The organism is Pseudomonas koreensis, assembly GCF_012986595.1.
Lineage (GTDB): Bacteria > Pseudomonadota > Gammaproteobacteria > Pseudomonadales > Pseudomonadaceae > Aquipseudomonas > Aquipseudomonas koreensis.
In genome coordinates this window covers 427,828-453,445 of record NZ_JAAQYM010000007.1, presented here as the reverse complement: position 1 = coordinate 453,445, position 25,618 = coordinate 427,828, and the positions used below count along the sequence as shown (strand labels likewise).

At 62.2% G+C, this 25,618-nt stretch carries 20 protein-coding genes and 1 riboswitch; of the genes, 5 read left to right on the top strand and 15 right to left on the bottom strand.

Annotated features, from left to right (window positions below; genetic code table 11):
* The first annotated feature begins 1 nt into the window (after nucleotide 1).
* A complete protein-coding gene (gene hbdH / locus HBN98_RS23085; protein WP_083368966.1) occupies nucleotides 2–775 on the top strand; it encodes a 3-hydroxybutyrate dehydrogenase in 774 nt (257 codons plus the stop codon).
* Nucleotides 776–932: 157 nt separating this feature from the next.
* On the top strand, nucleotides 933–2,888 hold the full coding sequence (locus HBN98_RS23080; protein WP_083368965.1) for an acetoacetate--CoA ligase: 1,956 nt from the start codon (nucleotides 933–935) through the stop codon (nucleotides 2,886–2,888).
* Nucleotides 2,889–2,935: 47 nt separating this feature from the next.
* On the opposite strand, the gene HBN98_RS23075 is transcribed toward HBN98_RS23080, so the two are convergent.
* Nucleotides 2,936–4,048, bottom strand: a complete 1,113-nt coding sequence (locus HBN98_RS23075) for a PilT/PilU family type 4a pilus ATPase (protein ID WP_083368964.1) — start codon at nucleotides 4,046–4,048, stop codon at nucleotides 2,936–2,938.
* A 133-nt stretch (nucleotides 4,049–4,181) separates the two neighbouring features.
* Between HBN98_RS23075 and HBN98_RS23070 the strand changes: the two genes are divergently transcribed.
* Nucleotides 4,182–6,731, top strand: a complete 2,550-nt coding sequence (locus HBN98_RS23070; protein WP_083368963.1) for a PAS domain-containing hybrid sensor histidine kinase/response regulator — start codon at nucleotides 4,182–4,184, stop codon at nucleotides 6,729–6,731.
* A 39-nt stretch (nucleotides 6,732–6,770) separates the two neighbouring features.
* Nucleotides 6,771–7,046, top strand: coding sequence for a peptidylprolyl isomerase (locus HBN98_RS23065; protein ID WP_003225447.1), 276 nt, complete (start codon nucleotides 6,771–6,773; stop codon nucleotides 7,044–7,046).
* 111 nt (nucleotides 7,047–7,157) lie between these two features.
* On the opposite strand, the gene kdgK is transcribed toward HBN98_RS23065, so the two are convergent.
* From kdgK to HBN98_RS23025, 8 genes are all read right to left on the bottom strand, one after another.
* Nucleotides 7,158–8,093: a 2-dehydro-3-deoxygluconokinase gene (kdgK, locus tag HBN98_RS23060; protein ID WP_083368962.1), complete on the bottom strand. Its 936-nt coding sequence runs from the start codon at nucleotides 8,091–8,093 to the stop codon at nucleotides 7,158–7,160.
* A 130-nt stretch (nucleotides 8,094–8,223) separates the two neighbouring features.
* Nucleotides 8,224–9,438, bottom strand: a complete 1,215-nt coding sequence (locus tag HBN98_RS23055; RefSeq protein ID WP_083368961.1) for an amino acid deaminase — start codon at nucleotides 9,436–9,438, stop codon at nucleotides 8,224–8,226.
* A 40-nt stretch (nucleotides 9,439–9,478) separates the two neighbouring features.
* Nucleotides 9,479–10,243 (bottom strand): IclR family transcriptional regulator, encoded by a 765-nt coding sequence (locus tag HBN98_RS23050; RefSeq protein ID WP_083368960.1) that lies wholly within the window; start codon nucleotides 10,241–10,243, stop codon nucleotides 9,479–9,481.
* Between the two features lie 130 nt (nucleotides 10,244–10,373).
* The gene (locus tag HBN98_RS23045) at nucleotides 10,374–10,763 is read right to left on the bottom strand and encodes a RidA family protein (RefSeq protein ID WP_007912330.1); all 390 of its coding nucleotides are present in this window, start codon (nucleotides 10,761–10,763) and stop codon (nucleotides 10,374–10,376) included.
* Nucleotides 10,764–10,793: 30 nt separating this feature from the next.
* Nucleotides 10,794–11,591 (bottom strand): amino acid ABC transporter ATP-binding protein, encoded by a 798-nt coding sequence (locus HBN98_RS23040; RefSeq protein WP_064587724.1) that lies wholly within the window; start codon nucleotides 11,589–11,591, stop codon nucleotides 10,794–10,796.
* The gene (locus HBN98_RS23035) at nucleotides 11,588–12,250 is read right to left on the bottom strand and encodes an amino acid ABC transporter permease (RefSeq protein WP_083368959.1); all 663 of its coding nucleotides are present in this window, start codon (nucleotides 12,248–12,250) and stop codon (nucleotides 11,588–11,590) included. Before HBN98_RS23035 ends, HBN98_RS23040 begins: the two co-directional genes overlap by 4 nt.
* 9 nt (nucleotides 12,251–12,259) lie before the next feature.
* The gene (locus HBN98_RS23030) at nucleotides 12,260–12,922 is read right to left on the bottom strand and encodes an amino acid ABC transporter permease (protein WP_003225455.1); all 663 of its coding nucleotides are present in this window, start codon (nucleotides 12,920–12,922) and stop codon (nucleotides 12,260–12,262) included.
* Nucleotides 12,923–12,972: 50 nt separating this feature from the next.
* Complete coding sequence (locus HBN98_RS23025; RefSeq protein ID WP_083368958.1) at nucleotides 12,973–13,821, bottom strand: transporter substrate-binding domain-containing protein; 849 nt, start codon at nucleotides 13,819–13,821, stop codon at nucleotides 12,973–12,975.
* 337 nt (nucleotides 13,822–14,158) lie between these two features.
* Here HBN98_RS23025 and HBN98_RS23020 point away from each other — a divergent pair, with 337 nt between their 5' ends.
* The gene (locus HBN98_RS23020) at nucleotides 14,159–14,602 is read left to right on the top strand and encodes a thioredoxin family protein (protein ID WP_083368957.1); all 444 of its coding nucleotides are present in this window, start codon (nucleotides 14,159–14,161) and stop codon (nucleotides 14,600–14,602) included.
* 89 nt (nucleotides 14,603–14,691) lie between these two features.
* Here the strand turns inward: HBN98_RS23020 and HBN98_RS23015 are convergent, their stop codons facing one another.
* The 6 genes from HBN98_RS23015 to cobW all read right to left on the bottom strand — a co-directional run bounded on the left by HBN98_RS23015 (nucleotide 14,692) and on the right by cobW (nucleotide 25,098).
* On the bottom strand, nucleotides 14,692–16,251 hold the full coding sequence (locus HBN98_RS23015; RefSeq protein ID WP_083368956.1) for a TerC family protein: 1,560 nt from the start codon (nucleotides 16,249–16,251) through the stop codon (nucleotides 14,692–14,694).
* Between the two features lie 378 nt (nucleotides 16,252–16,629).
* Nucleotides 16,630–18,276, bottom strand: coding sequence for a phospholipase D-like domain-containing protein (locus HBN98_RS23010; protein WP_083368955.1), 1,647 nt, complete (start codon nucleotides 18,274–18,276; stop codon nucleotides 16,630–16,632).
* Nucleotides 18,277–18,376: 100 nt separating this feature from the next.
* Nucleotides 18,377–19,108: a vWA domain-containing protein gene (locus HBN98_RS23005; protein WP_229755041.1), complete on the bottom strand. Its 732-nt coding sequence runs from the start codon at nucleotides 19,106–19,108 to the stop codon at nucleotides 18,377–18,379.
* Entirely contained in the window at nucleotides 19,036–20,034 is a 999-nt protein-coding gene (locus HBN98_RS23000; RefSeq protein ID WP_083368953.1) for a magnesium chelatase ATPase subunit I, read from the bottom strand. The genes HBN98_RS23005 and HBN98_RS23000 overlap by 73 nt, the downstream gene beginning before the upstream one ends.
* 141 nt (nucleotides 20,035–20,175) lie before the next feature.
* A complete protein-coding gene (gene cobN, locus HBN98_RS22995; RefSeq protein ID WP_083368952.1) occupies nucleotides 20,176–24,024 on the bottom strand; it encodes a cobaltochelatase subunit CobN in 3,849 nt (1,282 codons plus the stop codon).
* A 3-nt stretch (nucleotides 24,025–24,027) separates the two neighbouring features.
* Nucleotides 24,028–25,098, bottom strand: coding sequence for a cobalamin biosynthesis protein CobW (gene cobW / locus HBN98_RS22990; RefSeq protein ID WP_083368951.1), 1,071 nt, complete (start codon nucleotides 25,096–25,098; stop codon nucleotides 24,028–24,030).
* Between the two features lie 98 nt (nucleotides 25,099–25,196).
* Nucleotides 25,197–25,408: riboswitch (cobalamin riboswitch) on the bottom strand.
* Between the last annotated feature and the right edge of the window lie 210 nt (nucleotides 25,409–25,618).

Below are 25,618 nucleotides of genomic sequence, written 5' to 3'. Positions count from 1 at the left end.
CATGACCACTCTTTCCGGCAAGACCGCACTGGTTACCGGCTCCACCAGCGGCATCGGCCTGGGCATCGCCCTGAGCCTGGCCAAGGCCGGCGCCAACCTGATTCTCAACGGTTTCGGCGATGCCTCGAACGTGATCGCCGAAGTCGGCCAGTTCGGGGGCAAGGTCGGACACCATCCGGCCGATGTCAGCGATCCGGCACAGATTGCCGAGATGATCGCTTACGCCGAGCGCGAATTCGGTGGTGTCGATATTCTGGTCAACAACGCCGGGATTCAGCACGTGGCCGCGGTGGAGGAGTTTCCGGTAGAGCGCTGGGACTCGATCATCGCGATCAACCTGTCGTCAGTGTTTCACAGCACCCGCCTGAGCCTGCCGGGGATGCGCGCCAAGGGCTGGGGGCGGATCGTCAATATTGCCTCGGTGCACGGCCAGGTGGGATCGACCGGCAAAGCCGCGTATGTCGCGGCCAAGCACGGGGTGATCGGCTTGACCAAAGTGGTCGGACTGGAAACGGCCACCAGCAACGTCACCTGCAACGCCATCTGCCCGGGCTGGGTGCTGACGCCGCTGGTGCAGAAACAGATCGACGACCGGGCAGCCAAGGGCGTCGACCCGCAGCAGGCGCAGCATGATCTGCTCGCCGAAAAACAGCCGTCGCTGGAGTTCGTCACGCCGCAGCATCTGGGGGAACTGGTGCTGTTCTTGTGCAGCGAGGCTGGGAGCCAGGTGCGCGGGGCGGCGTGGAATATTGATGGGGGGTGGTTGGCGCAGTAATGCTGCGTCCCTGTAGGAGTGAGCCTGCTCGCGATAGCGGACTTGTATTCAACATTGATGCTGGCTGATACACCGCCATCGCGAGCAGGCTCACTCCTACAGGGGACGATGCACCACCTTCGCTGTGTGCTTGACCAACACAACAAGAGGCAACCCAATGTCCGACATCCTCTGGCAACCCGACGCCGAACGTATCGCCCAATCGCGCATGGACCAGTTCCGCCGCGCGATCAATCAGCGGCATGGCCTGGCCCTGAGCAGCTACAGCGACCTGCACCGCTGGAGCGTCGAACAACGCGAGGCGTTCTGGCAGGCCATCGTCGACTTTTTCGATATCTGCTTTCACACCCAGCCCGACGCCGTCCTGCGTGAAGGCGCGCAAATGCCCAGCGCCGAGTGGTTTCCCGGCGCGACCCTGAACTTCGCCGAACACCTGCTGCGCCGCCGCGACGATGCCGTTGCGGTGATCGCCGTGGCGGAAAACGGTCAGCGCGAACAACTGACCTGGGCCGAACTGGCCGAGCAGGTCGGCGGTTTTCAGGCCAGCCTGCAAGCCGCCGGTGTCGGCCTCGGCGACCGCGTGGCCGCGTGCATGCCCAACACCTGGCAAACCCTGGTGGCGATGCTCGCGACCACCAGCCTCGGCGCGATCTGGTCGTGCTCGTCGCCCGACTTCGGCACCCACGGCGTCATCGACCGTTTCGGCCAGATCGAACCCAAGGTGCTGATCACCTGCGCCGGCTACCGTTACGCCGGCAAAGACATCGACCAGACCACCAAGGTCAACGAAATCCTCGCGCAACTGCCGTCGCTGCAACAGTTGATCATCGTGCCCTACGCCCGCCCGCAGGCCCGTGCCGAGGACTATCACACCCGCGCCAACGTCACGTTGTGGGACGATTTCTACCAACCCGGCAGCGCACCGCATTTCGTCCCGGTGCCGTTCAATCATCCGCTGTACGTGCTGTATTCCAGCGGCACCACCGGCGTGCCGAAATGCATCGTGCACAGCACCGGCGGCGTGCTGTTGCAGCATGCCAAGGAGCACGGTCTGCACGTCGATCTCGGCCCCGGTGACCGGTTGTTCTACTACACCACCTGCGGCTGGATGATGTGGAACTGGCTGGTCTCGGCCCTCGCGGTCGGCAGCGCGGTGGTGCTGTATGACGGTTCGCCGTTTCATCCGGATAACCAACGTCTGTTCGACTTGATCGACGATGAGCGCATCAGCGTGTTCGGCACCAGCCCCAAGTTTCTCGCGACACTGGAAAGCAGCGGCGTCAAGCCTGCTCAAAGCCATGACCTGAGCAGCCTGAAGACCTTGCTCTGCACCGGTTCCGCGCTGTCGCCGCAGAGCTACGACTTCGTCTACCGCGATTTCAAGCGTGATGTGTGCCTGGCGTCGATGTCGGGCGGCACCGATGTGGTGTCGTGCTTCGTCAATGGCAACCCGATGTCAGCGGTGCGTCGCGGCGAAATCATGGGCAAGAGCCTGGGCATGGCGGTTGAAGTGTGGAATGACGCGGGCGTCGCGGTGGTTGGCGAGAAAGGTGAACTGGTCTGCACCCGGCACTTCCCGGCGATGCCCATCGGGCTTTGGCACGATGAGGATGGCGAAAAGCTGCGCAAATCCTATTTCAGCCTGTTCCCCGGTGTCTGGGCCCAAGGCGATTACGCCGAACAATTGCCCCACGGCGCGATGCTGATCCACGGCCGCTCCGACGCCGTGCTCAACCCCGGCGGCGTGCGCATCGGCACCGCGGAAATCTATCGTCAGGTGGAGAAAGTCCCGCAGGTGCTGGACAGCGTCGCCATCGGGCAGCAATGGCAGGACGATGTGCGTGTGGTGCTGTTCGTGCGTTTGCAGGAGGGCATGGCGCTGGATGAAACCCTGCAACAGCAGATCCGCCAAGTGATCCGCGCCAACACCACCCCGCGTCATGTGCCGGCGAAGATCATCGCGGTCACCGATATTCCGCGCACCATCAGCGGCAAAGTGGTCGAACTCGCCGTGCGCAATGTGGTGCACGGTGAGCCGGTGAAAAACACCGATGCGTTGGCCAATCCTGAGGCATTGGAGCAGTTTCGCAATCGCCCGGAGCTGTCGGACTGACCGCCAATCCCTTGTGGGAGCGAGCCTGCTCCCACAGGGCTGAAGCGTCAGTCCATCAAGCCCCAGTCGCCCGATGATGGAGATTGAGGCGTTGGCGCCGCTTCGGCATGCAGCTTCAGACGCAGGCGCAGATTGTTTTGTGAATCGGCATGCTTGAGCGCCTCGTCTTCGCTGATCACCCCTTCCACCACCAGCGCGTACAGCGCCGCGTCGAAGGTCTGCATGCCGACCTCGGCAGACTTGTCCATGATCGCCTTGAGTTCGCCCAACTCATTGCGGCGGATCAGGTCGGCGATGGTCGGTGTGCCCAGCATCACTTCGACCGCCGCCCGCCGCTGACCGTCCAGCGTGCGCACCAGCCGTTGCGAGACAAACGCCTTGAGATTGTTGCCCAGCGCATGCAGCAGCTGCGGGCGGCGCTCTTCGGGGAACAGATTGACGATTCGGTCCAGCGCCTGATTGGCGTTGTGCGCGTGCAGGGTCGACAGCACCAGGTGCCCGGTGTCGGCGAACGTCAGGGCATGCTCCATGGTTTCGCGGTCGCGGATTTCGCCGATCAACACCACGTCCGGGGCCTGGCGCAGGGTGTTTTTCAGCGCGGCCTGGAAACTGCGGGTATCGACGCCGACCTCACGCTGATTGATGATCGAACGCTTGTGGCGATGGATATACTCCACCGGGTCTTCGATGGTGATGATGTGCCCGCTGCTGTGCCGGTTGCGGTGATCGATCAGCGCGGCCAGCGAGGTGGATTTGCCGGAATCGGTGGCGCCGACGAACAGGATCAGCCCCTGTTTGAGCATCACCGTTTCCAGCAGCACCGGCGGCAGCTTGAGGTCTTCGAAGCGCGGGATATCGAGTTTGACGTTGCGGATCACAATCGACACGTCGTTGCGTTGCTTGAAGATGTTCACCCGAAAGCGCCCGATGCCGGTGCGTGAAATCGCCAGGTTCATTTCCAGATCCCGATCGAACTCGCGCCGCTGCTCGGCGTCCATCAGGGAGTGGGCGATGGCCTGGACTTCACCGGGCTTGAACGGTCGCTCGCTGAACGGCGTCAGCACCCCGTCGATGCGCGCACTCGGTGGCGCGCCCGTGGACAGAAAAAGGTCGGAGCCGTGCTGGCTCGACAGGCGGATCAACAGTGCATCGATTTCCATGGCAAAAAGCACCCGCGAAGCCTTCAATGAACAGAAATGACCCAGTGTCGTGACGTAACGGGCCATACAGCGTCTACCGCAAGTGCAAGAATAGTCGACGCCGCCGCACTGACCGACGCTCAGGATAGATGTGATGAACGCAGCTCCCACCCCCGATGATGCCCAAGCCTTGATCGCCCGCACCGATTGGAGTCGGACTCCGCTGGGCGCCGCTGGCACCTGGCCGCAAAGCCTGCGCACCGCGGTGGACATCGTGATTCACTCGCCGATGCCGATGCTGCTGTTGTGGGGGCCGCAACTCACGCAGATCTATAACAATGGCTTTGCGATGCTCGCCGGGAGCAAGCATCCGCACGCTTTCGGACAGCCGGCGCACCTTATATGGCCGGAACTTGAAGAGTTTACCGACCCGATTTATCGAGCCGTCCTACAAGGCCAGGTGCGCACCTACAGCGAACGCCGATTTACCCTGCAACGCGACGGCAAGGAATCCGACTTCTGGCTGGACCTGACCTACAGCCCTATCCGTGACGAGAACGCGCACGTGGCGGGCATTCTGGTAACGGCCATCGAAACCAACGAACGCCGGCGCATTGCCCTCGAGCTGCAACGCCGCTCCGAAGAAAGCCTCGAGTCCCAGCGCAACACCGAAGAACGCCTGCAACTGGCACTGGCCGCGACCGACGCGGTCGGCACCTGGGACTGGGACATCGGCGAAGACCGCTTCATCGCCGACGCCCATTTCGCGCAACTGCACGGCGTCGACCCGGCATTGGCCAGCCAGTTGCCGATCAGCGATTACCTGCAAGGCGTGCATCCCGAAGATCGCGCGCTGATCGCCCGCAGCATCAAGCACTGCATCACCCATGGCACCGAATACGCCGAGGAATATCGCCTGCTGCGCGCCGATGGCGAACTGCGCTGGGTGTTTGCCCGGGGGCGCTGCTACAAGGATCACCACGGTCGGCCGGTGCGCTTTCTGGGCGCGGCGCTGGACCTGACCGAGCGCAAACACACCGAGCAGGCGCTGCGTCAAAGCCAGACCGAGTTGCAACTGATCATCAACGCCATGCCGATCCTCATCAGTTACGTCGACCATGAGGAACGCTTCCGCCTGAACAACGCGGCCTACCTGGACTGGTACGGCCTTACGCCGCAGGAACTGTATGGCCGGACCATTCGCGAAGTGATCGGCGAAGAAGCCTACTTCCTGCGCTTGCCGTACATCGCCGAAGCGCTGGCCGGGCGGCCCTGCTCCTTCAGCCTGTACACCCCGCACCGCGATGGCAGCAACCGCCACGCGCTGATGAATTACCTGCCGCGCCACGGTGCCGATGGCGCGGTCAACGGTTTCTACATTTTCGTGATCGACGAGAGCGAACGGAAAAAGACCGAAGAAGCCCTGCGCAATCTCAACGAAACGCTTGAGGAACGGGTCAGCGCCCGCACCGAGCAACTGGCCCAGGCCAATCAGCGCCTGCAGAACGAAATGTTTGAACGCGAGCGCGCCGAAGATGCGCTGCGCCATGCACAGAAGATGGAAGCCGTCGGCCAGCTCACCGGCGGCATTGCCCACGACTTCAACAACATGCTCACCGGGATCATCGGCAGCCTCGACCTGATGCAGCGCTACATCGCTGATGGCCGCTCGCATGAAATCGGGCGTTTTACCGAGGCGGCGGTGTCATCGGCCAATCGGGCCGCCGCGCTGACCCATCGCCTGCTGGCGTTCTCTCGTCGGCAGTCGCTGGACCGCAAGACCCTCGACGTCAACGAACTGATTCATTCGCTGGAGGACTTGATCCGCCGCACCAAGGGCGATCCGATCCGCCTCACCCTGCGTCTGGCCGAGGATGTGTGGCCGATCAGCACCGACGTCAGCCAGCTGGAAAACGCCCTGCTCAACCTGGTGATCAATGCCCGGGATGCGATGCCCAACGGCGGCGAGCTGCTGATCGAAACCAGCAACGTCTACCTCGACGGCAACGACATCACCACCCTCGAACCGGTCAAGGCCGGCGACTACCTGATGCTGGCGGTCAGCGACAATGGCAGCGGCATGACCCCGTCGGTGCGCGCCAAGGCGTTCGATCCGTTCTTCACCACCAAACCGATCGGCCAGGGTACCGGGCTGGGGCTGTCGATGATTTATGGTTTCGCACAGCAGTCCGGCGGCCATGTCAGCCTCGACAGCCTGCCGGATCAGGGCACCTGCGTGCGCCTGTACCTGCCGCGCCTGAACCTGCTGGAGCCGGAGCGGCCAGTCGTCGAAACCGTCAGCGCCGCGCCGACGGCCACCTGGGGCGAAACCGTGGTGGTGGTCGAAGATGACCCGGCCGTGCGCATGCTGGTCCTCGATCTGCTCAAGGAACTGGGTTATCTCGCCCACGAAGCCGCCGACGCCAGCGCCGCCCTGCCGCTGCTGGAGTCGGAGCTGCGCGTGGACCTGCTGGTGACCGACGTCGGCCTGCCGGGCATGAATGGCCGGCAACTGGCGGAGATCGCCCGCCAGCATCGACCGGGGCTGAAAGTGCTGTTCATGACCGGTTATGCGCAGAAAGCCGCCGAGCGCCAGGGGTTTCTCGAGGATGGCATGGACATGGTCGCCAAGCCGTTTTCGGTTGATGAGCTGGCGAACAAGATCCGCACGATGATCAACCAAACGCCGTCACTTGAGGCATAATCCCGCGCCCCGCCGTCACCCCGTTACAGGTATCGCACGATGAAAGCCCAAGCCCGCCACATTCTGGTGAAAACCGCCGAAGAGGCCGAACAGCTCAAACAACGCATTGCCAAGGGCGAAGCGTTTGATGTGCTGGCGAAGAAATACTCGACCTGCCCGTCCGGCAAACGTGGCGGCGACTTGGGTGAAGTGCGGCCGGGGCAGATGGTCGGCGCGATTGATGCGGTGATCTTCAAGAAGCCGTTGCGTACGGTGCACGGGCCGATCAAGAGCAAGTTCGGTTATCACCTGGTGCAGGTGTTTTTCCGCGATTGACTTGATTGAGCCACCTCCCTGTAGGAGCTGCCGCAGGCTGCGATCTTTTGATTTTGCTTTTATAAGATCAAAAGATCGCAGCCTGCGGCAGCTCCTACAGGGGTTAGTGTTTCAGGCTTTGGGGATCAGGGCTCCCGGGAACTGAATGACCCGGCTCGCCAGCAAATGCCCCGCCTCCGCCGCCTCTGCGGGACTGCCCCCCAGCAATCGCCTCGCCAGATACGCCGCACTGAACGAATCCCCCGCCGCCGTGGTGTCCACGACCTTGTCGACCTGCTGCGCCGGCACTTCGAACGCCTCGCCATCACAGCGAATCAGGCACGCCTCGGCGCCGCGCTTGAGCACCACTTCCGGCGTGCCGATCTGCGCATACGCCTCGAATACCGCCTCGCAGCCAGCAAAATGGAACAACGCCTGCTCGTCGTCCACCGTCAGCAACGCCAGATCAACATACGGCAACACGCTGCGATACGCCGCCCGGGCCTCTTCCTGTGACGCCCACAAACGCGGTCGATAGTTGTTGTCGAAGACGATCCGCGCATCACGCTGTCGGGCTTCGATCAACGTCTGGATCAAGCGCTCGCGGCCCTTGACGCCCAGCACCGCGAGGGTGATGCCGCTGAAATACACCACGTCGTAATCGGCCAGCGCCGCCAGAATCGGCTCGGCCGCCGGGGTGGTGAAGCAATCGCGCACGGCCGCTTCATTGCGCCAGTAGAGGAAACGCCGCTCGCCGTTGGCATCGGTCTGAATGCAGTACAGGCCCGGCAAACGACCGGGCAGACGCTGCACTAATTCGAGGCCAATGCCTTCTTCGGCCCAGCTCTGGCACATGGCGTCGCTGAAACTGTCATCGCCGAGTGCGGTGACGTAATCGACCTGCGCTTTATCGCCTAGGGCGCGGGACAGATAGACCGCGGTGTTCAACGTGTCGCCACCGAAGCTTTGCTGCAGGCTGCCGTCGGCACGGTGCTGAAGTTCGATCATGCACTCGCCGATCAGGGCGATGCGCGGGGTGTTCGGGCCCAGGGGGCTGAGGGTGGTCATCGGGTGTGTCTCTGCTGATTCGCTGGTGTTTGAGCGGCCCTCATCGCGAGCAGGCTCACTCCTACAGGGGAACGCGTTTCAACTGTAGGAGTGAGCCTGCTCGCGATTGGCCGCGCCTCGGTATCGGACCTTAGAAACAGGTCTCCATGCTCTCGACCACCGTCAACTGCTCATCCACCAGCAACCCCACCCGCCACTTGTCGAACGTCAGGCACGGGTGCGAAGTGCCGAAGGAAATGATATCGCCCACCCGCAGCTCAACCCCCGGCGCCACGGTCATGAACGCGTGCTGGTCCATCACCGCCGTGACCTTGCAAGCACCGACATCGTCGCCCAGCGCCGGCAGCACACCGGCCTTGTAGCGCAGCAACGGCACCGGCAGTCCGGCGTCGAACGCCACGTCGCGCTTGCCGAGGGCGATCACCGCAAACCCCGGCTGCGGCAGCGATTGCACATGCGCCCAGACTTCCAGCGCCGGGCGCAGGCCTTCATGCAGGTCGCTGCGACGATCAAGCACGCAGCACTGCGCTTCCTTGTAGATGCCATGGTCGTGGGCCACATAACTGCCCGGGCGCAGCACGCTGAGGAAGCGTCCGCTCGCGTTCTGTGTTTCGAACGACTCGGCGATCAGGTCGTACCACGCCGAACCAGAGGCGGTAATGATCGGCTTGGGAATGGCGAATGCGCCGCTGTCTTGCAGTTGCACCGCCAGGCGCACCAGCGACGCGGCAAATTCGCGAATGCCGCTGACGGCGTGATCGCCGTGGATCACCCCTTCGTAGCCTTCGATACCCGTCAGGGCCAGCGCCGGTTGCGCGTTGATCGCCTTGGCCAGTTCGATGACTTCCTGCTCGCTGCGGCAACCGCAACGGCCGCCGACCACGCCGTACTCGATCATCACGTTCAACTTGACCCCGCACGAGGCGAAGTAGGCGCCAAGGTCGGCAACGTTGTCCGGGTGATCGACCATGCAATAGAACTCGAACGCCGGGTCCGCCAGCAGATCGGCAATCAGCGCCATGTTCGGCGTGCCGACCAGTTGGTTGGCCATCAACACCCGGCGCACGCCGTGGGCATACGCGGCGCGGGTCTGCGTGGCGCTGGCGAGGGTGACGCCCCAGGCCCCGGCGTCGAGCTGACGCTTGAACAGGGCCGGGGTCATGCTGGTCTTGCCGTGGGGCGCCAGCTCCGCGCCGCTGTCGCTGACGAACTTCTGCATCCAGCGAATGTTGTGCTCCAGCGCCTCGCGGTGCAGCACCAGCGCCGGCAGGCTGACGTCACGCACCAGATGCGCGCCGATGGCGGCGTCGCCCTTTTCCACAGCAGAATTGATGGCAGTCGTCATGGTCGAACTCCTCACTGTCGCGGCCGGCAGGCAGCCGCGGTTATTCGTTGATTCGCCGGGCGAGGCTGTTGGCGCTGTCGATCAGCACTCGGCGATAGTCGTCGTAATTGTTCTTCGCATCGGCCCGTGGGGCGACGATGCACAGGGTGCAAATGGCAACGCCGCCGGGATCTTTGACCGGCGCGGCGAAGCAATGGGTGAAGGTGTCGGCGACGCTGTCGAACGAGAAGAAGCCGTCGATGCCGGCCTGACGGATCTCCGCCAGAAAGCGCTCCAGCGGCAGGCGTTCGCCGTCGGGCAGGATGTAGTCGTCTTCGTCGATCAGGTCGATGATCTGTTGATCGCTAAGGTGCGCCAGCAGCAGGCGCCCGGAAGCGGTCCACGGGATCGGCGCGTTTTCGCCGATGTCGGAAGAAATGCGGAAATGCCGCTCGCCCTCCTTCATCAGCGCCACCGTGTATTTGCGCCCGTTGAGCAGGCACATCTGCGCGGTTTCCCGGGTCTGGCTGACGATCTCTTGCAAGGCGTGATCGGCCTCGCGACTGAGGTCGAAATGACGCAGATGCGCCTGCCCGAGGAAGTACAACTGGCGACCGAGATAGACGTGCCCATCCTTGCCCACCGGTTCCAGAATCCGTCGTTCGAGCAGCGACGCAACCAGTTCGTAGACCGTGGATTTCGGGCTGCCGATGCCGTTGGCGATGTCGTTGGGGCGCAGCGGCTGGCCGATTTCCTTGAGGAAATCGAGAATATCGAACGCCCGATCAAGACCGCGGGCCCGGCGTTTGATGGTGTCTTCGGTCATGTCAGTACTCACTCAAAATTCCTCTGCAGGAGCTGCCGCAGGCTGCGATCTTTTGATCTTGCCTTTGTGGTGCATCCAAAATTGCCAAAAGATCGCAGCCTTCGGCAGCTCCTACAAGAGCCAGCGAGAATCAGGCCTTTTTCTTGTAGGCGATGCAATCGATCTCGACTTTGCAATCGACCATCATGCTCGCCTGCACACAGGCCCGTGCCGGGGCGTGTTCAGGTTTGAAGTATTCGCCGAAGACCTTGTTGAAGCTGCTGAAATCCCGCGGATCGTCCAGCCACACCCCGGCCCGCACCACGTCTTCCAGGCCATAACCGGCCTCTTCGAGAATCGCGATCAGGTTTTTCATGGTTTGGTGAGTTTGCTCGACGATGCCGCCAACGATGATCTCGCCATCCACCGCCGGCACCTGGCCGGACACGTGCAGCCAGCCATCCGCTTCAACGGCGCGAGCGAATGGACGGGGCTGGCCGCCGGCGGCGGTGCTGCCGGTGCCGTAACGGGTAATGCTCATGGGTACTTCTCCTGATTACAAAGCAAAAAATTAAAACCGCGTGCTTTTGAGAAACTCAGCCAGGCGCGGCGATTGCGGGCGTTCGAACAGTTCCTTGGGAGGCCCCTGCTCTTCGATCCGCCCCTGATTCATGAAAACGATCTTGTCCGAAACCTCAAAGGCAAAGCGCATCTCGTGGGTCACCAGCAACATGGTCATGCCGTCTTCGGCCAGGCCCTTGATCACGTTGAGCACTTCGCCGACCAGCTCCGGATCGAGGGCCGAGGTGACTTCGTCGAACAGCATCAGGCTCGGGTTCATCGCGATCGCCCGGGCAATCGCCACGCGCTGTTGCTGACCGCCGGACAACTGCCCGGGAAAGTGATTGCGCCGTTCCAGCAGGCCGACGCGTTCCAGCCATTTCTCGGCCAGCACCACGGCTTCGTCCTTGTGCATCTTCTTCACCTTGAGCAGCCCCAGGGTGACGTTCTGCAACGCGCTCAGGTGCGGGAACAGATTGAATTGCTGGAAGGCCATGCCGGTCATTGCGCGATGGCGGGCGATGACTTTTTCGGCGTGACGCACGCGCTTGCCACCGACTTCGTCGTAGCCGATGGACTCGCCGTCGAGCAGGATCTGCCCGCCCTGGAATTCTTCGAGCATGTTCACGCAGCGCAGCAGCGTGGTCTTGCCCGAGCCGCTGGAGCCGATCAACGTCACGACGTTGCCGCGCTGCATGCTCAGGTCGACGCCCTTGAGCACTTCGACTGCACCGTACTGCTTGTGCAGGCCACGGATGTCCAGCAGCGGCTGGTCGTTCTGAACGTTGGAAACTTGAGCTTGAGTCATGGCAGGGCCACCCGCTTTTCAATGTGCCGGCCGAGTAATTCGATGCCGTAGTTGATGACGAAAAACAGAAAACCGGCGAACAGGTAGAACTCCAGAGTCATGAAGGTCCGGGCGATGATCTGTTGGGTGCTGAGCAGCAATTCGGCGACGCCGATCACCGAGAGCAAGGTCGATGCCTTGACGATTTCGGTGGACGAGTTGACCCACGTCGGCAGGATCTGCCGCAGTGCCTGTGGCAGCAGCACGTAACCGAGGGACTGATAAAACGTCAGACCGATTGCCTTGCTCGCTTCCATCTGCCCGCGTGGCAGTGCCTGCAAGGCCCCGCGCACAATCTCGGCAACGTGCGAGCCGCAGAACAGCGTCAGGCCCAATGCACCGGCCTGAAATGCGCTGATCTGCCAACCCAGCGCCGGCGCCATATAAAAGCAGGCCAGCACCAGCACAAACACCGGCGTGCCGCGAATCAGGTCGACGTAAAAGCGGAACGGCGCGCGCATCCAGAATTTGCCGTAAGTCAGCACCAGACCGGTGACAACGCCTAGCAACGTGCCGAACAGAATCGCTAGTGCCGACACCTGCACGCTGGTCAGGAAACCCTGCAGCAACGTCTCGCGGGCCACCCATAATTCATGCAACCAACTGGGAGATTCGTACATCGCAGCCTCCTATCGGCGAATCGCCAGACGCTGCTCGAGGTAACGCAGCAGCATGGCAATGAGGTAACAGGCCGCGACATACAACGCCGTGGTCACCAGCCAGGTTTCAATCACCCGGTAGCTCTCGACGTTGATCTTGCGCGCGTAATACGTCAGCTCCGGCACCGCGATCGCGGCGGCCAGCGAGGTGTCCTTGAACAGCGAAATGAAGTTGTTCGACAGCGCCGGCAACACATTGCGCAACATCACCGGCACGGTGACGTAGGCCTTGACTTGCCATTCACCGAGACCGATCGCCAACCCCGCTTCACGCTGGCCTTTGGGGATGCTCAGCAAACCACCACGGAACACTTCGGTCAGATAGGCCCCGGCATACAGCGACAACGTAATGATGAACGAGGGGATCTTGTCCAGGCGGATCCCCAGGCTTGGCAAGGCAAAGTAGATCAACAGAATCAACACCAGAATCGGCGTGTTGCGCACCACCGTGACGTACACCGAAGCCAGCACCCGCAAGGCGCGATGCTTCGACAGCAAGGCAAACGCCATCAGCAGGCCGATCACGCAGCCGATGGCGATCGATACCAGCGCCAGTTCAAGGCCCAGACCGAGCCCCGCCAGCAAGGTGTCGAAATCGCGCCACACGGCGGCAAAGTTCAACTGATAGTTCATGGTCAGCAGTACCTTGAGCGGGGCGATTCAGGCGCCCCGCTCTCACGGGATCATTTGAATTCGACTGGGAAACCGATGGCCGGCGACGGCAGATCGACACCGAACCATTGCTTGAACGAAGCGGCATAGGTCGGAAACTCGACGCCGGTCATGGCTTCATGCAGGGTGGTGTTGACGAAGTTCAGCCAGTCCTGATCGCCGCGTTTGACTGCGCAGGCGTAGGTCTGCGGGCTCCAGGCGTAAGTCGGGCTGCGGTAGCGGCCAGGGTTCTGCACCATCAGGTATTTGACCGATGACTGATCGGTGGCGGCGGCATCGGCGCGGCCGGAGTTCACCGCCTGATACATCAGGTCGACGCTGTCGTACTGATCGACCTTGGCTTTGGGCAAGGCCTGGTGCACCAATTCTTCGGCATACACGTTTTGCAGCACCGCCACGGTGACGCTGTCGCCAGCGGCCTTCAGGTCTTCGATTTCCTTGTACTTGCTGTTGGCCGGCAGCAGCAGGCCGACGCCTTCGCGGTAGTACGGCAAGGTGAACGCCACTTGCTGCGCACGGCTGGCGGTGACGGTGATGAACTGGCAGCTCATGTCGACTTTGTCGGTCAGCAGATTGGGAATCCGCGCATCGGACGACTGCACCACGAACTCGACTTTGTTCGGGTCATTGAACAGCCCCTTGGCCACCATCCTGGCGATGTCGATATCAAAACCCTGCAACTTGCCGTCGGCGCCCTGGAAGTGCCATGGCGCATTAGTGCTGCCGGTACCGACAATCAGCTTGCCCCGGGCCAGAACACTGTCGAGCTTGCTGTCGGCTGCCTGGGCCATACCCATGACAGCGGACGAAGCCGCAAGAACAAAAACACACGCTTTGAACAACGAAGGACGGCGATGCATGGCAAGCACTCCACGATGATGTTTATTCCGCTATACCGGAACACGGTTTGTTACTACGGAATAGACAGCAGAAAGTGTGCCACAGGAAACGCAGGGAATCTGTAGGGGGTTGAAATGTTTTTGGAATCAACAGGATGCGAAAAATGTTGCGCAGGTGTAACTCGCAGTGAGTTTTATCAAGCGCTACCGTGGGCCACACCGCTCGGGTACACGGGCCACATTTGAGTGCGCGCCCACCGAAAAAGCGCATGCGCTACTGTCAACTCTGACAGTAGAGAAAAGCCACTCTTGGGATTAGCGTCGGCAGCGCTAACAGTGCTTTTTCAAGGAGGCTCCCATGAGTTCGACAACTCGCGCTTCAGACCTGCCTGACACCTACCGCAAAGCCCTGAAAACCTGGCGCCCGGTGATCCTGTACTTCGCCAACGAACACTGCCCCGCCTGCGAATGGGCCGGGCCTGTGTTTCGTGAGATCGCCGAGCCGTATCGGCTGCGGGCGAATATCTACATGCTCAACACCAGCCAGTCGCCGCGTCATCCGCTGGTGACTGGCACGCCGACAGTGCTGTTCTACAAAGACGGCAGGCTGGTGAAAAAGCTCAAGGGAATTGGCACGGAGGAAACACTGGCGGCGGACTTTGCCCGGCATATTGGCGGTACCAGGGCACCGGTAGTGGTGCAGAAACCACGACATGACCTGGGATGGCTTCGTCGCACTTTTCGTAACCTTTGCACCGTCCCGCGCGCTCGGTTACTTCGACACCACGCGATATCGATGTAGGCGCTGCGGCACGTTGCGATCTTTGGGTCTTAAAAAACAGAATCAAAAGATCGCAGCGTGCCGCAGCTCCTACAGGGGGAGATCCGTATTCAAGCGGGATCGCGCACCAGCAACACCCGCGTCACCCGTCGTTCCTCAACGTCTTTGACGGTCACTTGCCAACCTGCGTACTGCAGCCGGTCGCCAATCATCGGCAAGCGATCCAGCAGGCTCATCACCAGTCCGGCCAAGGTTTGATAGTCCTCGGTCGGTTCGGCGCCAAATCCAGTGCGCTGGCGAACACGCGTCAGGTTCAACGCGCCGCTGACCACAAAGCCGCCCTGCTCTTCGATCACATCCGGACCTTCGATTTCGCTGGCATCGGGCAATTCGCCGGCAATCGATTCAAGGATGTCGGTCATGGTCAGCACGCCGACAAAGTCACCGAACTCGTTGACCACGAAGGCGATATGGGTCGAGGCCGCGCGCATCTGTTCCAGCGCATTGAGGATCGAATAACTGTCGAGCAGGTTGATGGTCTTGCGCGCCAAGTGCTCCAGGTTCGGCTCGGTACCGGCCAGATACTCCTTGAGCAATTCCTTCTTGTGCACGAAGCCCAGCGGTTCATCCACCGCGCCGTCGCGAATCAGCGGCAGACGCGAATACGACGAGTGCATCAATTTTGTGCGAATCGTCTCGGCGTCGTCGGCCAGATCGATGGTGTCGACATCGGCACGTACGGTCATCAAGTTCCGAATCGGACGTTCCGCCAATTGCAGCACGCCACTGATCATCACTCGCTCGCGGCGGTCGAACAGCTCCGCACTCGGTGCTTCGCCGTCATCCAGCAGGTCGGAGATTTCCTCGCCGACCTCCTCCACCTCCAGCTTGCGCCCGCCCAGCAGACGCATCACCGCGTGGGCCGTGCGCTCCCGTATGGGTCGCAGGCCTTGCATCGAACGTTTGCGCCGGGCCCGGGCGATCTGGTTGAACACCTCGATCAGAATCGAGAAACCAATCGCCGCGTACAGATAGCCTTTCGGGATGTGGAAGCCCAGGCCTTCGGCGGTCAGGGCAAAACCGATCATCATCAGGAAGCCCAGACAGAGCATGATCACCGTCGGGTGGGCATTGACGAAACGGGTCAGCGGCTTGCTGGCCACGATCATCAGACCGATGGAAATGATCACCGCGATCATCATCACCGCCAGTTCATCCACCATGCCGACTGCGGTAATGACCGCGTCCAGCGAGAACACCGCGTCGAGCACGACAATCTGCGCCACGATCGGCCAGAACAGCGCGTAAGCGGTGTTGCTCGAGCGCTGGCCGACATGCCCCTCAAGCCGCTCATGCAATTCCATGGTGGCCTTGAACAACAGGAACACACCACCGAACAGCATGATCAGGTCACGGCCGGAGAAGCTCTTGTCGAACACCTCGAACAACGGCTGCGTGAGGGTGACCAGCCAGGAAATACTCGCCAACAGGCCCAGGCGCATGATCAGCGCCAGCGACAGGCCGATAATCCGCGCGCGATCGCGCTGATGCGGCGGCAGTTTGTCCGCCAGGATCGCGATGAACACCAGGTTGTCGATACCCAGCACCAGTTCCAGCACGATCAGAGTCAACAAGCCTAACCAGGCCGTGGGATCCGCTAACCATTCCATAAAATATCTCGATCTCTCGTCAGTGAATTCAGGCTGCCGGACACGGCAAAGCGCAACGCGAAGGCGCTGAGGCCGCGTTGTCAACGATAGTCGGAAGTCGGAAGACCGGATGCTGCGAGTGCGTCAAGACCGCGCCATGGCGCGAGGAGAAAGTACGACTGGGAGGCTCCGAGAGGGTGTTCATGCAAATCCTGAATGAAAAATGGCCTTGGAGCGTACAGGCTCAAGGCACATTTTCTACAGCGGCAAATCATTTCAAAATCTGTATCGACTGGCCACCGCCCCTGTAGGAGCTGCCGCAGGCTGCGATCTTTTGACTTTGTTTTTTTACGATCAAGATCAAAAGATCGCAGCCTTCGGCAGATCCTACAGTTGCTGTCATCGCCCGGCAAAACGCAACCGCGACAACTGGCGCAAATCCCCCTCCACGTAATAATCGTTGGTCCAACTGTCATCCACGGCCAGCGGACTCACCTGCTTCAGCGCCAGTTTTTTCGCGAAATAACGAAACCGGTAATGCTCATAGAAGCGCAGCAATTCCAGGCCATAGCGGTCGGCCAGGTCGGTGTCGCCCCGAATGATCAGAAAGTTTTCGTCATTGCCGCTACTGGCCGAGCTGCTGAGGTTGTGGCTGCCGCTGATGATGGTCGGCGCATCGGTGGTGAAATCGGTGATCACCGCTTTGGTGTGCACCAGCAGATTGCCCTTCTGGCCTTTCATGTTTTCCTTCAGCCAGCCTTCCAGCCCGGTGTTGAGCAAGGCCGTGGCGGCGAATTCAGCCGTACGATCCGCGTGAAATCCAGTGATGCGGCTGGCGGTGTTTTGCAGGCCGTAGCGCAAGATGTCGTCATGCGGTTTACCGAGCAGAGAGTTGAGAATCGCATCCGGCAGGCTGAACGCCGTGACGAATAACACATCCTTTTTGGCCGCCTCGATGATCTCGGTAAACTCGCGCAAATCGGCACCGCCGCTGCGTGGCGAGAACCCGGCAAACAGCTGCTGCGTCGGGTCCATCGGATTGTGCTCGGTGATCCAGCAGCGCGTCGCAGCGACGTCGGCAGGGTTGGCCCAGACTTCTTCGAAGGTTTGCAAATAACGCGTGGCAATCGTCACGTCGTCGAGCGTATGCACCACGTTGGCCTGGCGATACACGCCATTGGCAGTGAAATTGGTACTGCCGCACAGCACCGCCTCCGGTTGCCGCTGACCAACGCCATCGACACGGCTGAGAACAATGAATTTGTCGTGGAAGATGTTGTGGGTGACCCGCCCGCGTTTGTTTGCCGCCGGCAAGTTGGCAAGGTTCGTTTCGTTCAAAGTCGTATCGGAATCATCAGGCTGGGCGTGATACAGCACGCGCACCTGAACCCCTCGGGCGTATGCCGCATTCACTGCATCGACAATCGCTTGCAACTGATACTCGTAAATCGCGATATCCAGCGCCCATTGGGCGTCCACTGCGCGCTCGATGTAGCCGAGCAAGCGCTCCAGCAGGCCGTTCTCCAGCCACAGCCGAGCCGCGTCGGGCCAGGCTTCGATCGGCAGGTTCTTGTTCGCGCTGATCTGTGCGTCGAGGTCGGGAAACTTGCGCTGGAAGGCCTGACTGGCGGCCACGGCGCGGTTGAAAGTCACGCTCTGGTTGGCCGGATGACCATCATCGGAGGTGATGCTCAGCGCCAGGGACTCGCCCAGTTGCGGCGCATCCGCCGTGCCGTAGGCCAGGTGCACGCGATAGTGCATCGTGGTCCCCGGATTGACCGCGTAATCGGCCCAGCGGAATTTCTGCAACGGCGCCTTATCGCTGGGCGTCGCGTGATATTGGGGAAAGGTGTGAGCCTTGCCGGGAAACGTCAGGCTGTTGAACAGGAACAACCAGGGTTTGTCGCCCTGCTGCTTCTCGATGGCAAAGCCAAGCAGGCCTTTGCGCCGGGGTTCGGCAAGGTCCATGGCCAGCAGCACGCCGTTGGTGCCGGCGTAGGCTTTGACGCGAAAATCGTCCTGAGGGTTGGCGACCAGTACCCGCATGATTCACTCCTTGTGATGGGGCTGGCGTGGAGCATAGAGGGTTGATGCAGGATTGACAGGTTGATCTGAAACCTTGGGGATGCCATTGCCAGTGCAGGCATCACACATCATCAATATGCCGATAGTCCGCATTCAGCGCCGCCGCCAATTCCCGCGCCCGCGCCAGGCGGATCGGCCCACGCTCGATGTCGATCAACAACCCCGGGCATTCCAGCGGCGCCATCGGCGGCAAGGCTTTCAAGCGCCCATCGGTCACCAGCAGCACGCGCTGCTGCTCGGCCGGAAAGCGCTTTTGCCGCTGCGCCAGCCATTGCTGCGCCTGGGCCAACGCCGCCACCAACGGCGTGCCGCCCCCCGCGCCCAATGCCTCCAGCCAGGTGCGCAAGCCACTCGACGCCTTCAAGCCCTGCACCTGCCATTTCGGCGCGTTGCCGCTGGCGGTCAGCAAGGCCAGACGGGCGCGCTGTCGATAGGCGTCATCGAACAATTGCGCGAGTAAGCCCTTGGCATCACTCAGCGCCTGATGCCGGCGGGTGGAGGCCGATGCATCGACGATCACCAACCACAGTTCATGGGGGGAACGCGTGCGCAGTTGGAACTGCAAGTCCTCGCGTGTCTGCGGCCGTCCGTTAAGCAGCGTCCCCGGCCAGTTCACCGAACCGCTGCGCGCGGCGTGGCGCTTGCCCTGGCGTCCGTGGTCGAGTCGTCCGGCGCGGGGTCTGGCATTCGCCCCCGCGTCGGATCGGGGACGAATGCCGGTTACTTTTTTGGCCAGCTCGGCACTTCGCGGCGTGCGCCAGTAGCCAGCGCCGGGGCAGGCATGTCGCCCCACTGCCCCTGCCCTTCGCTCGTTTCAGCCTGGGTATTGGCCGAGTTCGGCGCGGGGGACTGAGGACTGGACGACGGCAATTCACGACGGCGGTGACGCAGGGCAAACTCAGCCACCGCGTCGATGTCCTGCTCGGCAATCGCTGCGGCGCCGCGCCAGGCTGCGTGAGCACGGGCGGCGCGCAGCCAGACCAGATCGGCACGCAAGCCATCGACGCCAGCCGCAAAGCACCGCTCGGTAATCAGCGCCAATGCATCGTCATCCAGTGGAATGCTCGGCAAGGCAGTGCGCGCCTGCTCGCAACGCTCACGCAGCGCTTGCTGCTGTGCTTCCCACTGCGCGCAGAACGCCTGCGGCTCGCTATCGAAGTCAAGTCGGCGGCGGATGATCTGCCCGCGTTCGGCCGGCGCGGTGTGACCGCTAAGGGCCACGTTCAGGCCGAAACGGTCGAGCAGTTGCGGACGCAGTTCACCCTCTTCCGGGTTCATCGTGCCGATCAATACGAAACGCGCCGAATGCCGATGGGAGATGCCGTCGCGCTCGATCAGGTTGGTTCCGCTGGCTGCCACATCGAGCAGCAGATCGACCAGATGATCGGGCAGCAGGTTCACTTCATCGACATACAGCACGCCGCCGTCGGCCTTGGCCAGCACGCCGGGGGAAAACTGCGCACGCCCTTCACTCAGCGCGGCGTCGAGATCGAGGGTGCCGACCAGACGCTCTTCGGTGGCGCCCAGCGGCAGCGTGACGAACTGACCGCTCGCCAGCAGATCGGCGAGGCCACGGGCCAGGGTCGATTTGGCCATGCCGCGCGGGCCTTCGATCAGCACACCACCGATTTTCGGGTCGATGGCGGTGAGGTAGAGGGCGAGTTTCAGGTCATCGGCGCCGACCACGGCGGAGAGCGGGAAATGCGGGGTGTCGGTCATCTTCAATACTCGGTCATGGTCGGTGAATTGCTTTAACTGTAGGAGTGAGCCTGCTCGCGATGGCGTCAGGTCAGGCAACTCACTTTTGAATGACACTCCGCTATCGCGAGCAGGCTCACTCCTACAAGGTATTGTGGTGTGTCAGGTGTCTTCTTCTATATCCAGCAGCAGGTTTTCCAGCGCGTCTTTATATGCGCCCGGTTCCTGCCACATTCCGCGCTGCTGCGCCTCCAGCATGCGCTCGGTCATATCACGCAGGGCATGCGGATTGTGCTCGCGGACAAAATCCCTGGTTGCCGGGTCAAGCAAGTAGGCGTCGGCCAGCAACGCGTACTGATGATCGTCGATCAACTGCGTAGTGGCATCAAAGGCGAACAGGTTATCGACCGTCGCCGCCATTTCGAACGCGCCTTTATAGCCGTGACGCTTGACCCCGTCGATCCATTTCGGATTAGTCGCCCGCGAACGGATCACCCGGTTCAGTTCTTCTTTCAGGGTGCGGATTCTCGGCAGATCCGGCTGGCTGTGATCACCGTGATAACTGGCCGCCGCTTCCCCGCGCAGGGTTTCCACCGCCGCGAGCATGCCGCCCTGAAACTGGTAATAGTCGTTGGAATCGAGCAGGTCGTGCTCGCGGTTGTCCTGGTTCTGCAACACGGCCTGCACCTGGCTCAGGCGCTGGACGAACTGCTCGCGGGCGGCGGTACCCTCGTCCGCACCGCCGTAAGCGTAGGCGCCCCAGTTCAGGTAGACCTCGGCCAGATCCTCGCGGCTCTGCCACAGACGCCCGTCGATGGCGCCCTGCACGCCCGCCCCGTACGCTCCGGGTTTGGCCCCGAAAATCCGCCAACCGGCCTGACGCCGCGCCGCGTCTTCATCCAGCCCCGATTGCAACAGCGCTTCACGCTCGGCGCGCACTTTCGCCGCCAGCGGATTGAGGTCGTCCGGCTCGTCCAGCGCGGCCACCGCTTGCACCGCGGCGTCGAACAGGCGGATCAGGTTGGCAAACGCATCGCGGAAGAACCCGGATACCCGCAGCGTGACATCGACCCGGGGCCGATCCAGCAAGCTCAGTGGCAGAATCTCGAAGTCATCGACCCGCTGACTGCCGGTGGCCCACACCGGACGCACGCCCATCAAGGCCATGGCCTGGGCGATGTCGTCGCCGCCGGTGCGCATGGTTGCGGTGCCCCATACTGACAGGCCGAGCTGGCGCAGATGATCGCCGTGGTCCTGCAAATGCCGTTCGAGGATCAGCGTGGCGGACTGGAAACCGATGCGCCACGCGGTGGTGGTCGGCAGGTTGCGCACGTCCACCGAGAAGAAGTTGCGTCCGGTAGGCAGCACGTCGAGACGGCCACGGCTGGGGGCGCCGCTCGGGCCGGCGGGGACGAAGCGGCCGTTCAGGGCGTCGAGCAAGCCACGCATTTCGGCGGGGCCGCAGGCATCGAGGCGTGGGGCGACGACTTCGCGCAGGTTTTCGAGGATGGCATTGACTTCAGCCCCGCGCGGCCCCTGTAGGAGTGAGCCTGCTCGCGAAAGCAGTGGGTCAGGCAAATGTGTACCGACTGATACGACGCCTTCGCGAGCAGGCTCGCTCCCACAGGGGATATGCAGTGTTTGGGAGATAAGGTCGGTGGCGAACAGTTCGAGGCGTTCTCGGGTATCGCCGGCAGTGCGCCAGACTTCATCGCTGACGCTTAGCAGCTCCTGCGGACGCGGGCCGAGCCATGGATCGGCCAACGCGCAATCGAGTGGATCAAACCCCAGTTCAAACGCTTTGGCCAGCGCCCGCAACAAACTCGACTGCGCACCCTTGCCATCGCCGCGCGGAATGCGCAGCAGCGCCAGCAACGTGTCGATGCGCAAACGCCCGGTGGGTGACTCGCCGAAAATGTGCAGGCCATCGCGGATCTGCGATTCCTTCAGGTCGCACAAATACGTATCGAGACGCGGCAGCCAGATCGCTGCATCGGCGTCGCTGTCCAGGCCGGCGTCGAGTTGCAGTTCGCGGTCGATCTGCGTCTCGCGCACCAGTTGCAGGATATCGCGCTGCAGCTCGCGGGCACGGCGCGGATCGAGCAACTGGGCTTCGTAATATTCGTCGGCCAGCAACTCCAGATTGCGCAGCGGCCCGTAGGTTTCGGCGCGGGTCAGTGGCGGCATCAGGTGATCGATGATCACCGCTTGCGTGCGCCGTTTGGCCTGGGCCCCCTCGCCCGGGTCATTGACGATAAACGGGTAGATGTTCGGCAACGGCCCGAGCAGCGCATCCGGCCAGCAGTTCTCCGACAGGCCGACGCCCTTGCCCGGCAGCCATTCGAGATTGCCGTGCTTGCCGACGTGAATCACCGCGTGCGCGCCGTAGGTGTTACGCAGCCAGAAATAAAACGCCAGATAACCGTGCGGCGGCACCAGATCCGGGTCGTGATACACCGCACTCGGATCAACTTGATAACCGCGCGCCGGCTGAATGCCGACGAACGTCAGGCCAAAGCGCAGACCGGCGATCATCATCCGTCCGTCACGGCACATCGGATCGTTTTGCGGCGCGCCCCAGCGCTCGACCACCGCCGCTTGATTGGCGGCGGGCAGCGCGTTGAACATCGCCAGATACGCGTCCATCGCCAGGCTTTGCTGGCACGGGCGCAGGTCGATGCTGTCGAGGTCATTGCTGACGCCGCCGAGCAACTGCTGGATCAGCTCAGTGCCGCTGTCCGGCAACTCAGCCGCCAGCGGAAAGCCTTCAACCTGTAACGCCCGCAGGATATTCAACGCCGCCGCCGGCGTGTCGAGGCCGACGCCATTGCCGATGCGGCCATCGCGGGTCGGGTAATTGGCGAGGATCAGCGCGATGCGTTTTTCCGCGTTCGGCAGCCGCGCCAGATCGCTCCAGCGCCGGGCCAGTTCGGCGACGAAATCCATGCGCTCGGGTTGCGCCCGGTAGCAGACCACATCGGACTGACTGCGCTCGCTGCGCCAAGCCAGATCCTTGAAGCTGATCGGGCGGCTGATGATACGTCCGTCGAGTTCCGGCAAGGCGATGTGCATCGCCAGATCTCGCGGCCCCAGGCCTTGCTCGCTGTCGCGCCAGCCCGGCTCGTTGTCCTGGGCGCAGATCGCCTGAATCACCGGAATATTGCGCCGGAACGGGCGCAGATGCGGGGCTTCGGGGCTGGATTGGGCGAACCCGGTGGTGTTGAGAATCACCGCCGCTTCGACTTCATCCAGCCAGTCCTCGACCACGCTCAGGCAGCCCGGTTCTTTCAGGCTGGCGACGGCGATCGGCAACGGATTGAGACCCGCGGCCTGCAAGCGCTGGCAGAACACATCGATGAACGCGGTGTTCGCCGCTTGCAAATGCGAGCGGTAAAACAACACCGCCGTCACCGGGCGATCCGGCAGCCAATCGGCCTGCCAGTCGCCGAGTGCGGCGGTGTTTTTCTGTGGATGGTATATCGCCGTGCGCGGCAGCGCTTTCGGCTCGCCCCAGGCGTAATCCCGCGCCAGCCAACGACTGGCCAGGCAATGGAAGAAGTCCAGCGCATTGCCCATGCCGCCCTGACGCAGGAACTGCCAGAGACGGTCGCGATCTTCAGCGGGCACGGTGCTCAGGTCGCTGAGTTCCGGGTCGGGGCGGTCATCGCCCGGCACCAGAATCACTTGCACGCCGCGCTCGGTCAGTTCCATCAGCCGCTCGACGCCATAACGCCAATAGGCAATGCCGCCGTGCAGGGAAATCAGAATGACTTTGGCGTGACGCAGCACCTCGTCGACATACAGATCGACCGAGGCGTGATTCTGCACCTGCATGGGATTGGCCAGGCGCAGGCTCGGGTAATCCTCGGGCAGTTGCTGCGCAGCTTCGGCGAGCAGCGCCAGGCTGGAGTCGCCGCTGCACAGGATCACCAGCTCGGCGGGGGTTTGTCCAAGGTCGGCAATGTTGTCATCCGACACGAAACCGCCGGGCTGGGTCCTGAGCAGGTGCATGGCTTAAACGCTGAGCGCAGCGCGCAGTTGCGCTTCGAGTTGCACGGCGTCGAGTTCCTGACCGATCAGCACCAGACGGGTGACGCGCGCTTCATCGGCGCCCCACTGGCGGTCGAAGTGCTTGTCGAAACGCGTGCCCACACCCTGAATCAGCAGGCGCATCGGCTTGTTCGGAATGGCCGCAAAGCCCTTCACCCGCAGGATGCCGTGCTGCACCACCAGTTGTGTCAGGGCGTCGAGCAGCAGGCTTTCGTCGGCTTGCGGCAGTTCGATGGAGATCGAATCGAAAGCGTCGTGATCGTGGTCATCGTGATCGTCATCACCGTCGTGGTGGTGATCGTGATGGCTGTGGCGGCTGTCGATGTGTTCTTCGGAACCGGCGCCAAGGCCGATCAGCACGTCCAGTGGCAGACGGCCGTTGCTGGCTTCGATGATTTTTACGGCGGGCGGCAGTTCTTCGGCGACTTCCGCGCGTACGCGAGCCAGATCTTCGGCGCTGGTCTGGTCGGCCTTGTTGAGGATCACCAGGTCGGCGCTGGCCAGTTGATCGGCGAACAGCTCGTGCAACGGCGATTCGTGATCGAGGTTCGGGTCGAGTTTGCGCTGGGCATCGACCTGATCGGGGAACGCGGCGAAGGTGCCAGCGGCCACGGCCGGGCTGTCGACCACAGTGATCACCGCGTCAACGGTGCAGGCGCTGCGGATTTCCGGCCACTGGAACGCTTGAACCAGCGGTTTTGGCAGGGCCAGGCCAGAGGTTTCGATGAGGATGTGGTCGAGATCGCCGCGACGGGCGACCAGTTCGCGCATCACCGGGAAGAATTCTTCCTGAACCGTGCAGCACAGGCAGCCGTTGGCCAATTCATAGACGCGGCCGCTGGCTTCTTCTTCGGTGCAGCCGATGGTGCATTGCTTGAGGATTTCACCGTCGATGCCCAGCTCGCCAAACTCGTTGACGATCACCGCGATGCGACGACCCTGAGCGTTGTCGAGCATGTGCCGTAGCAAGGTGGTTTTGCCCGAGCCGAGGAAACCGGTGACGATGGTGACGGGGAGTTTGGCCAGTGTTTTCATCGGATGCCCTTTGGCAAGGTGGCGGGCATACGGGACGAGATCCGCTGCGAGCGTGCGCGCGGAAGAATTCGCCACCGGATCACCCCGCCCGGTTGTAGTGAGAAATCTGTCACGAGGCAGGTCTCCTGGCTGACGGTGTTCAGGCCTTGGGCCCGGCATTCGCTGCGCCTTCCCGCTGGCACCTTGGCAGGGCTGGCAGTGGCGTGGCAGCAAACATCACCGTTCACAGTTGCGGGGGCAGCCGCGGCTTTGACCGCGTTCCCTTCTTAGCTTCGGCATGCGCCGAAGAACCTCGAAAGCGCAAGGCTACGCATGGCTTGAGGATGGGTCAATGCTTTGGTTTTTTTGGGATTGGGGGCATATCCGTTGCTGCGGGTGTTGCCGCTGGCGGTTTCGCTCTTACAGCGAGTCACCTTTTCCAAACGCCGGAATGCCGGCCCAGCGAAAAGGTAACCCAAAAGGCTTTGCCCCGGCGTACGGCACTTCGCTTAGGCTCAGTGTTCCCTCGCTACGGTGTCCA

Bases quoted from the DNA above. Each gene is read 5' to 3' on its own strand.
- hbdH (WP_083368966.1), top strand. From the start codon at position 2: ATGACCACTCTTTCCGGCAAGACCGCACTGGTTACCGGCTCCACCAGC.
- HBN98_RS23080 (WP_083368965.1), top strand. From the start codon at position 933: ATGTCCGACATCCTCTGGCAACCCGACGCCGAACGTATCGCCCAATCG.
- HBN98_RS23075 (WP_083368964.1), bottom strand. From the start codon at position 4,048: ATGGAAATCGATGCACTGTTGATCCGCCTGTCGAGCCAGCACGGCTCC.
- HBN98_RS23070 (WP_083368963.1), top strand. From the start codon at position 4,182: ATGAACGCAGCTCCCACCCCCGATGATGCCCAAGCCTTGATCGCCCGC.
- HBN98_RS23065 (WP_003225447.1), top strand. From the start codon at position 6,771: ATGAAAGCCCAAGCCCGCCACATTCTGGTGAAAACCGCCGAAGAGGCC.
- kdgK (WP_083368962.1), bottom strand. From the start codon at position 8,093: ATGACCACCCTCAGCCCCCTGGGCCCGAACACCCCGCGCATCGCCCTG.
- HBN98_RS23055 (WP_083368961.1), bottom strand. From the start codon at position 9,438: ATGACGACTGCCATCAATTCTGCTGTGGAAAAGGGCGACGCCGCCATC.
- HBN98_RS23050 (WP_083368960.1), bottom strand. From the start codon at position 10,243: ATGACCGAAGACACCATCAAACGCCGGGCCCGCGGTCTTGATCGGGCG.
- HBN98_RS23045 (WP_007912330.1), bottom strand. From the start codon at position 10,763: ATGAGCATTACCCGTTACGGCACCGGCAGCACCGCCGCCGGCGGCCAG.
- HBN98_RS23040 (WP_064587724.1), bottom strand. From the start codon at position 11,591: ATGACTCAAGCTCAAGTTTCCAACGTTCAGAACGACCAGCCGCTGCTG.
- HBN98_RS23035 (WP_083368959.1), bottom strand. From the start codon at position 12,250: ATGTACGAATCTCCCAGTTGGTTGCATGAATTATGGGTGGCCCGCGAG.
- HBN98_RS23030 (WP_003225455.1), bottom strand. From the start codon at position 12,922: ATGAACTATCAGTTGAACTTTGCCGCCGTGTGGCGCGATTTCGACACC.
- HBN98_RS23025 (WP_083368958.1), bottom strand. From the start codon at position 13,821: ATGCATCGCCGTCCTTCGTTGTTCAAAGCGTGTGTTTTTGTTCTTGCG.
- HBN98_RS23020 (WP_083368957.1), top strand. From the start codon at position 14,159: ATGAGTTCGACAACTCGCGCTTCAGACCTGCCTGACACCTACCGCAAA.
- HBN98_RS23015 (WP_083368956.1), bottom strand. From the start codon at position 16,251: ATGGAATGGTTAGCGGATCCCACGGCCTGGTTAGGCTTGTTGACTCTG.
- HBN98_RS23010 (WP_083368955.1), bottom strand. From the start codon at position 18,276: ATGCGGGTACTGGTCGCCAACCCTCAGGACGATTTTCGCGTCAAAGCC.
- HBN98_RS23000 (WP_083368953.1), bottom strand. From the start codon at position 20,034: ATGACCGACACCCCGCATTTCCCGCTCTCCGCCGTGGTCGGCGCCGAT.
- cobN (WP_083368952.1), bottom strand. From the start codon at position 24,024: ATGCACCTGCTCAGGACCCAGCCCGGCGGTTTCGTGTCGGATGACAAC.
- cobW (WP_083368951.1), bottom strand. From the start codon at position 25,098: ATGAAAACACTGGCCAAACTCCCCGTCACCATCGTCACCGGTTTCCTC.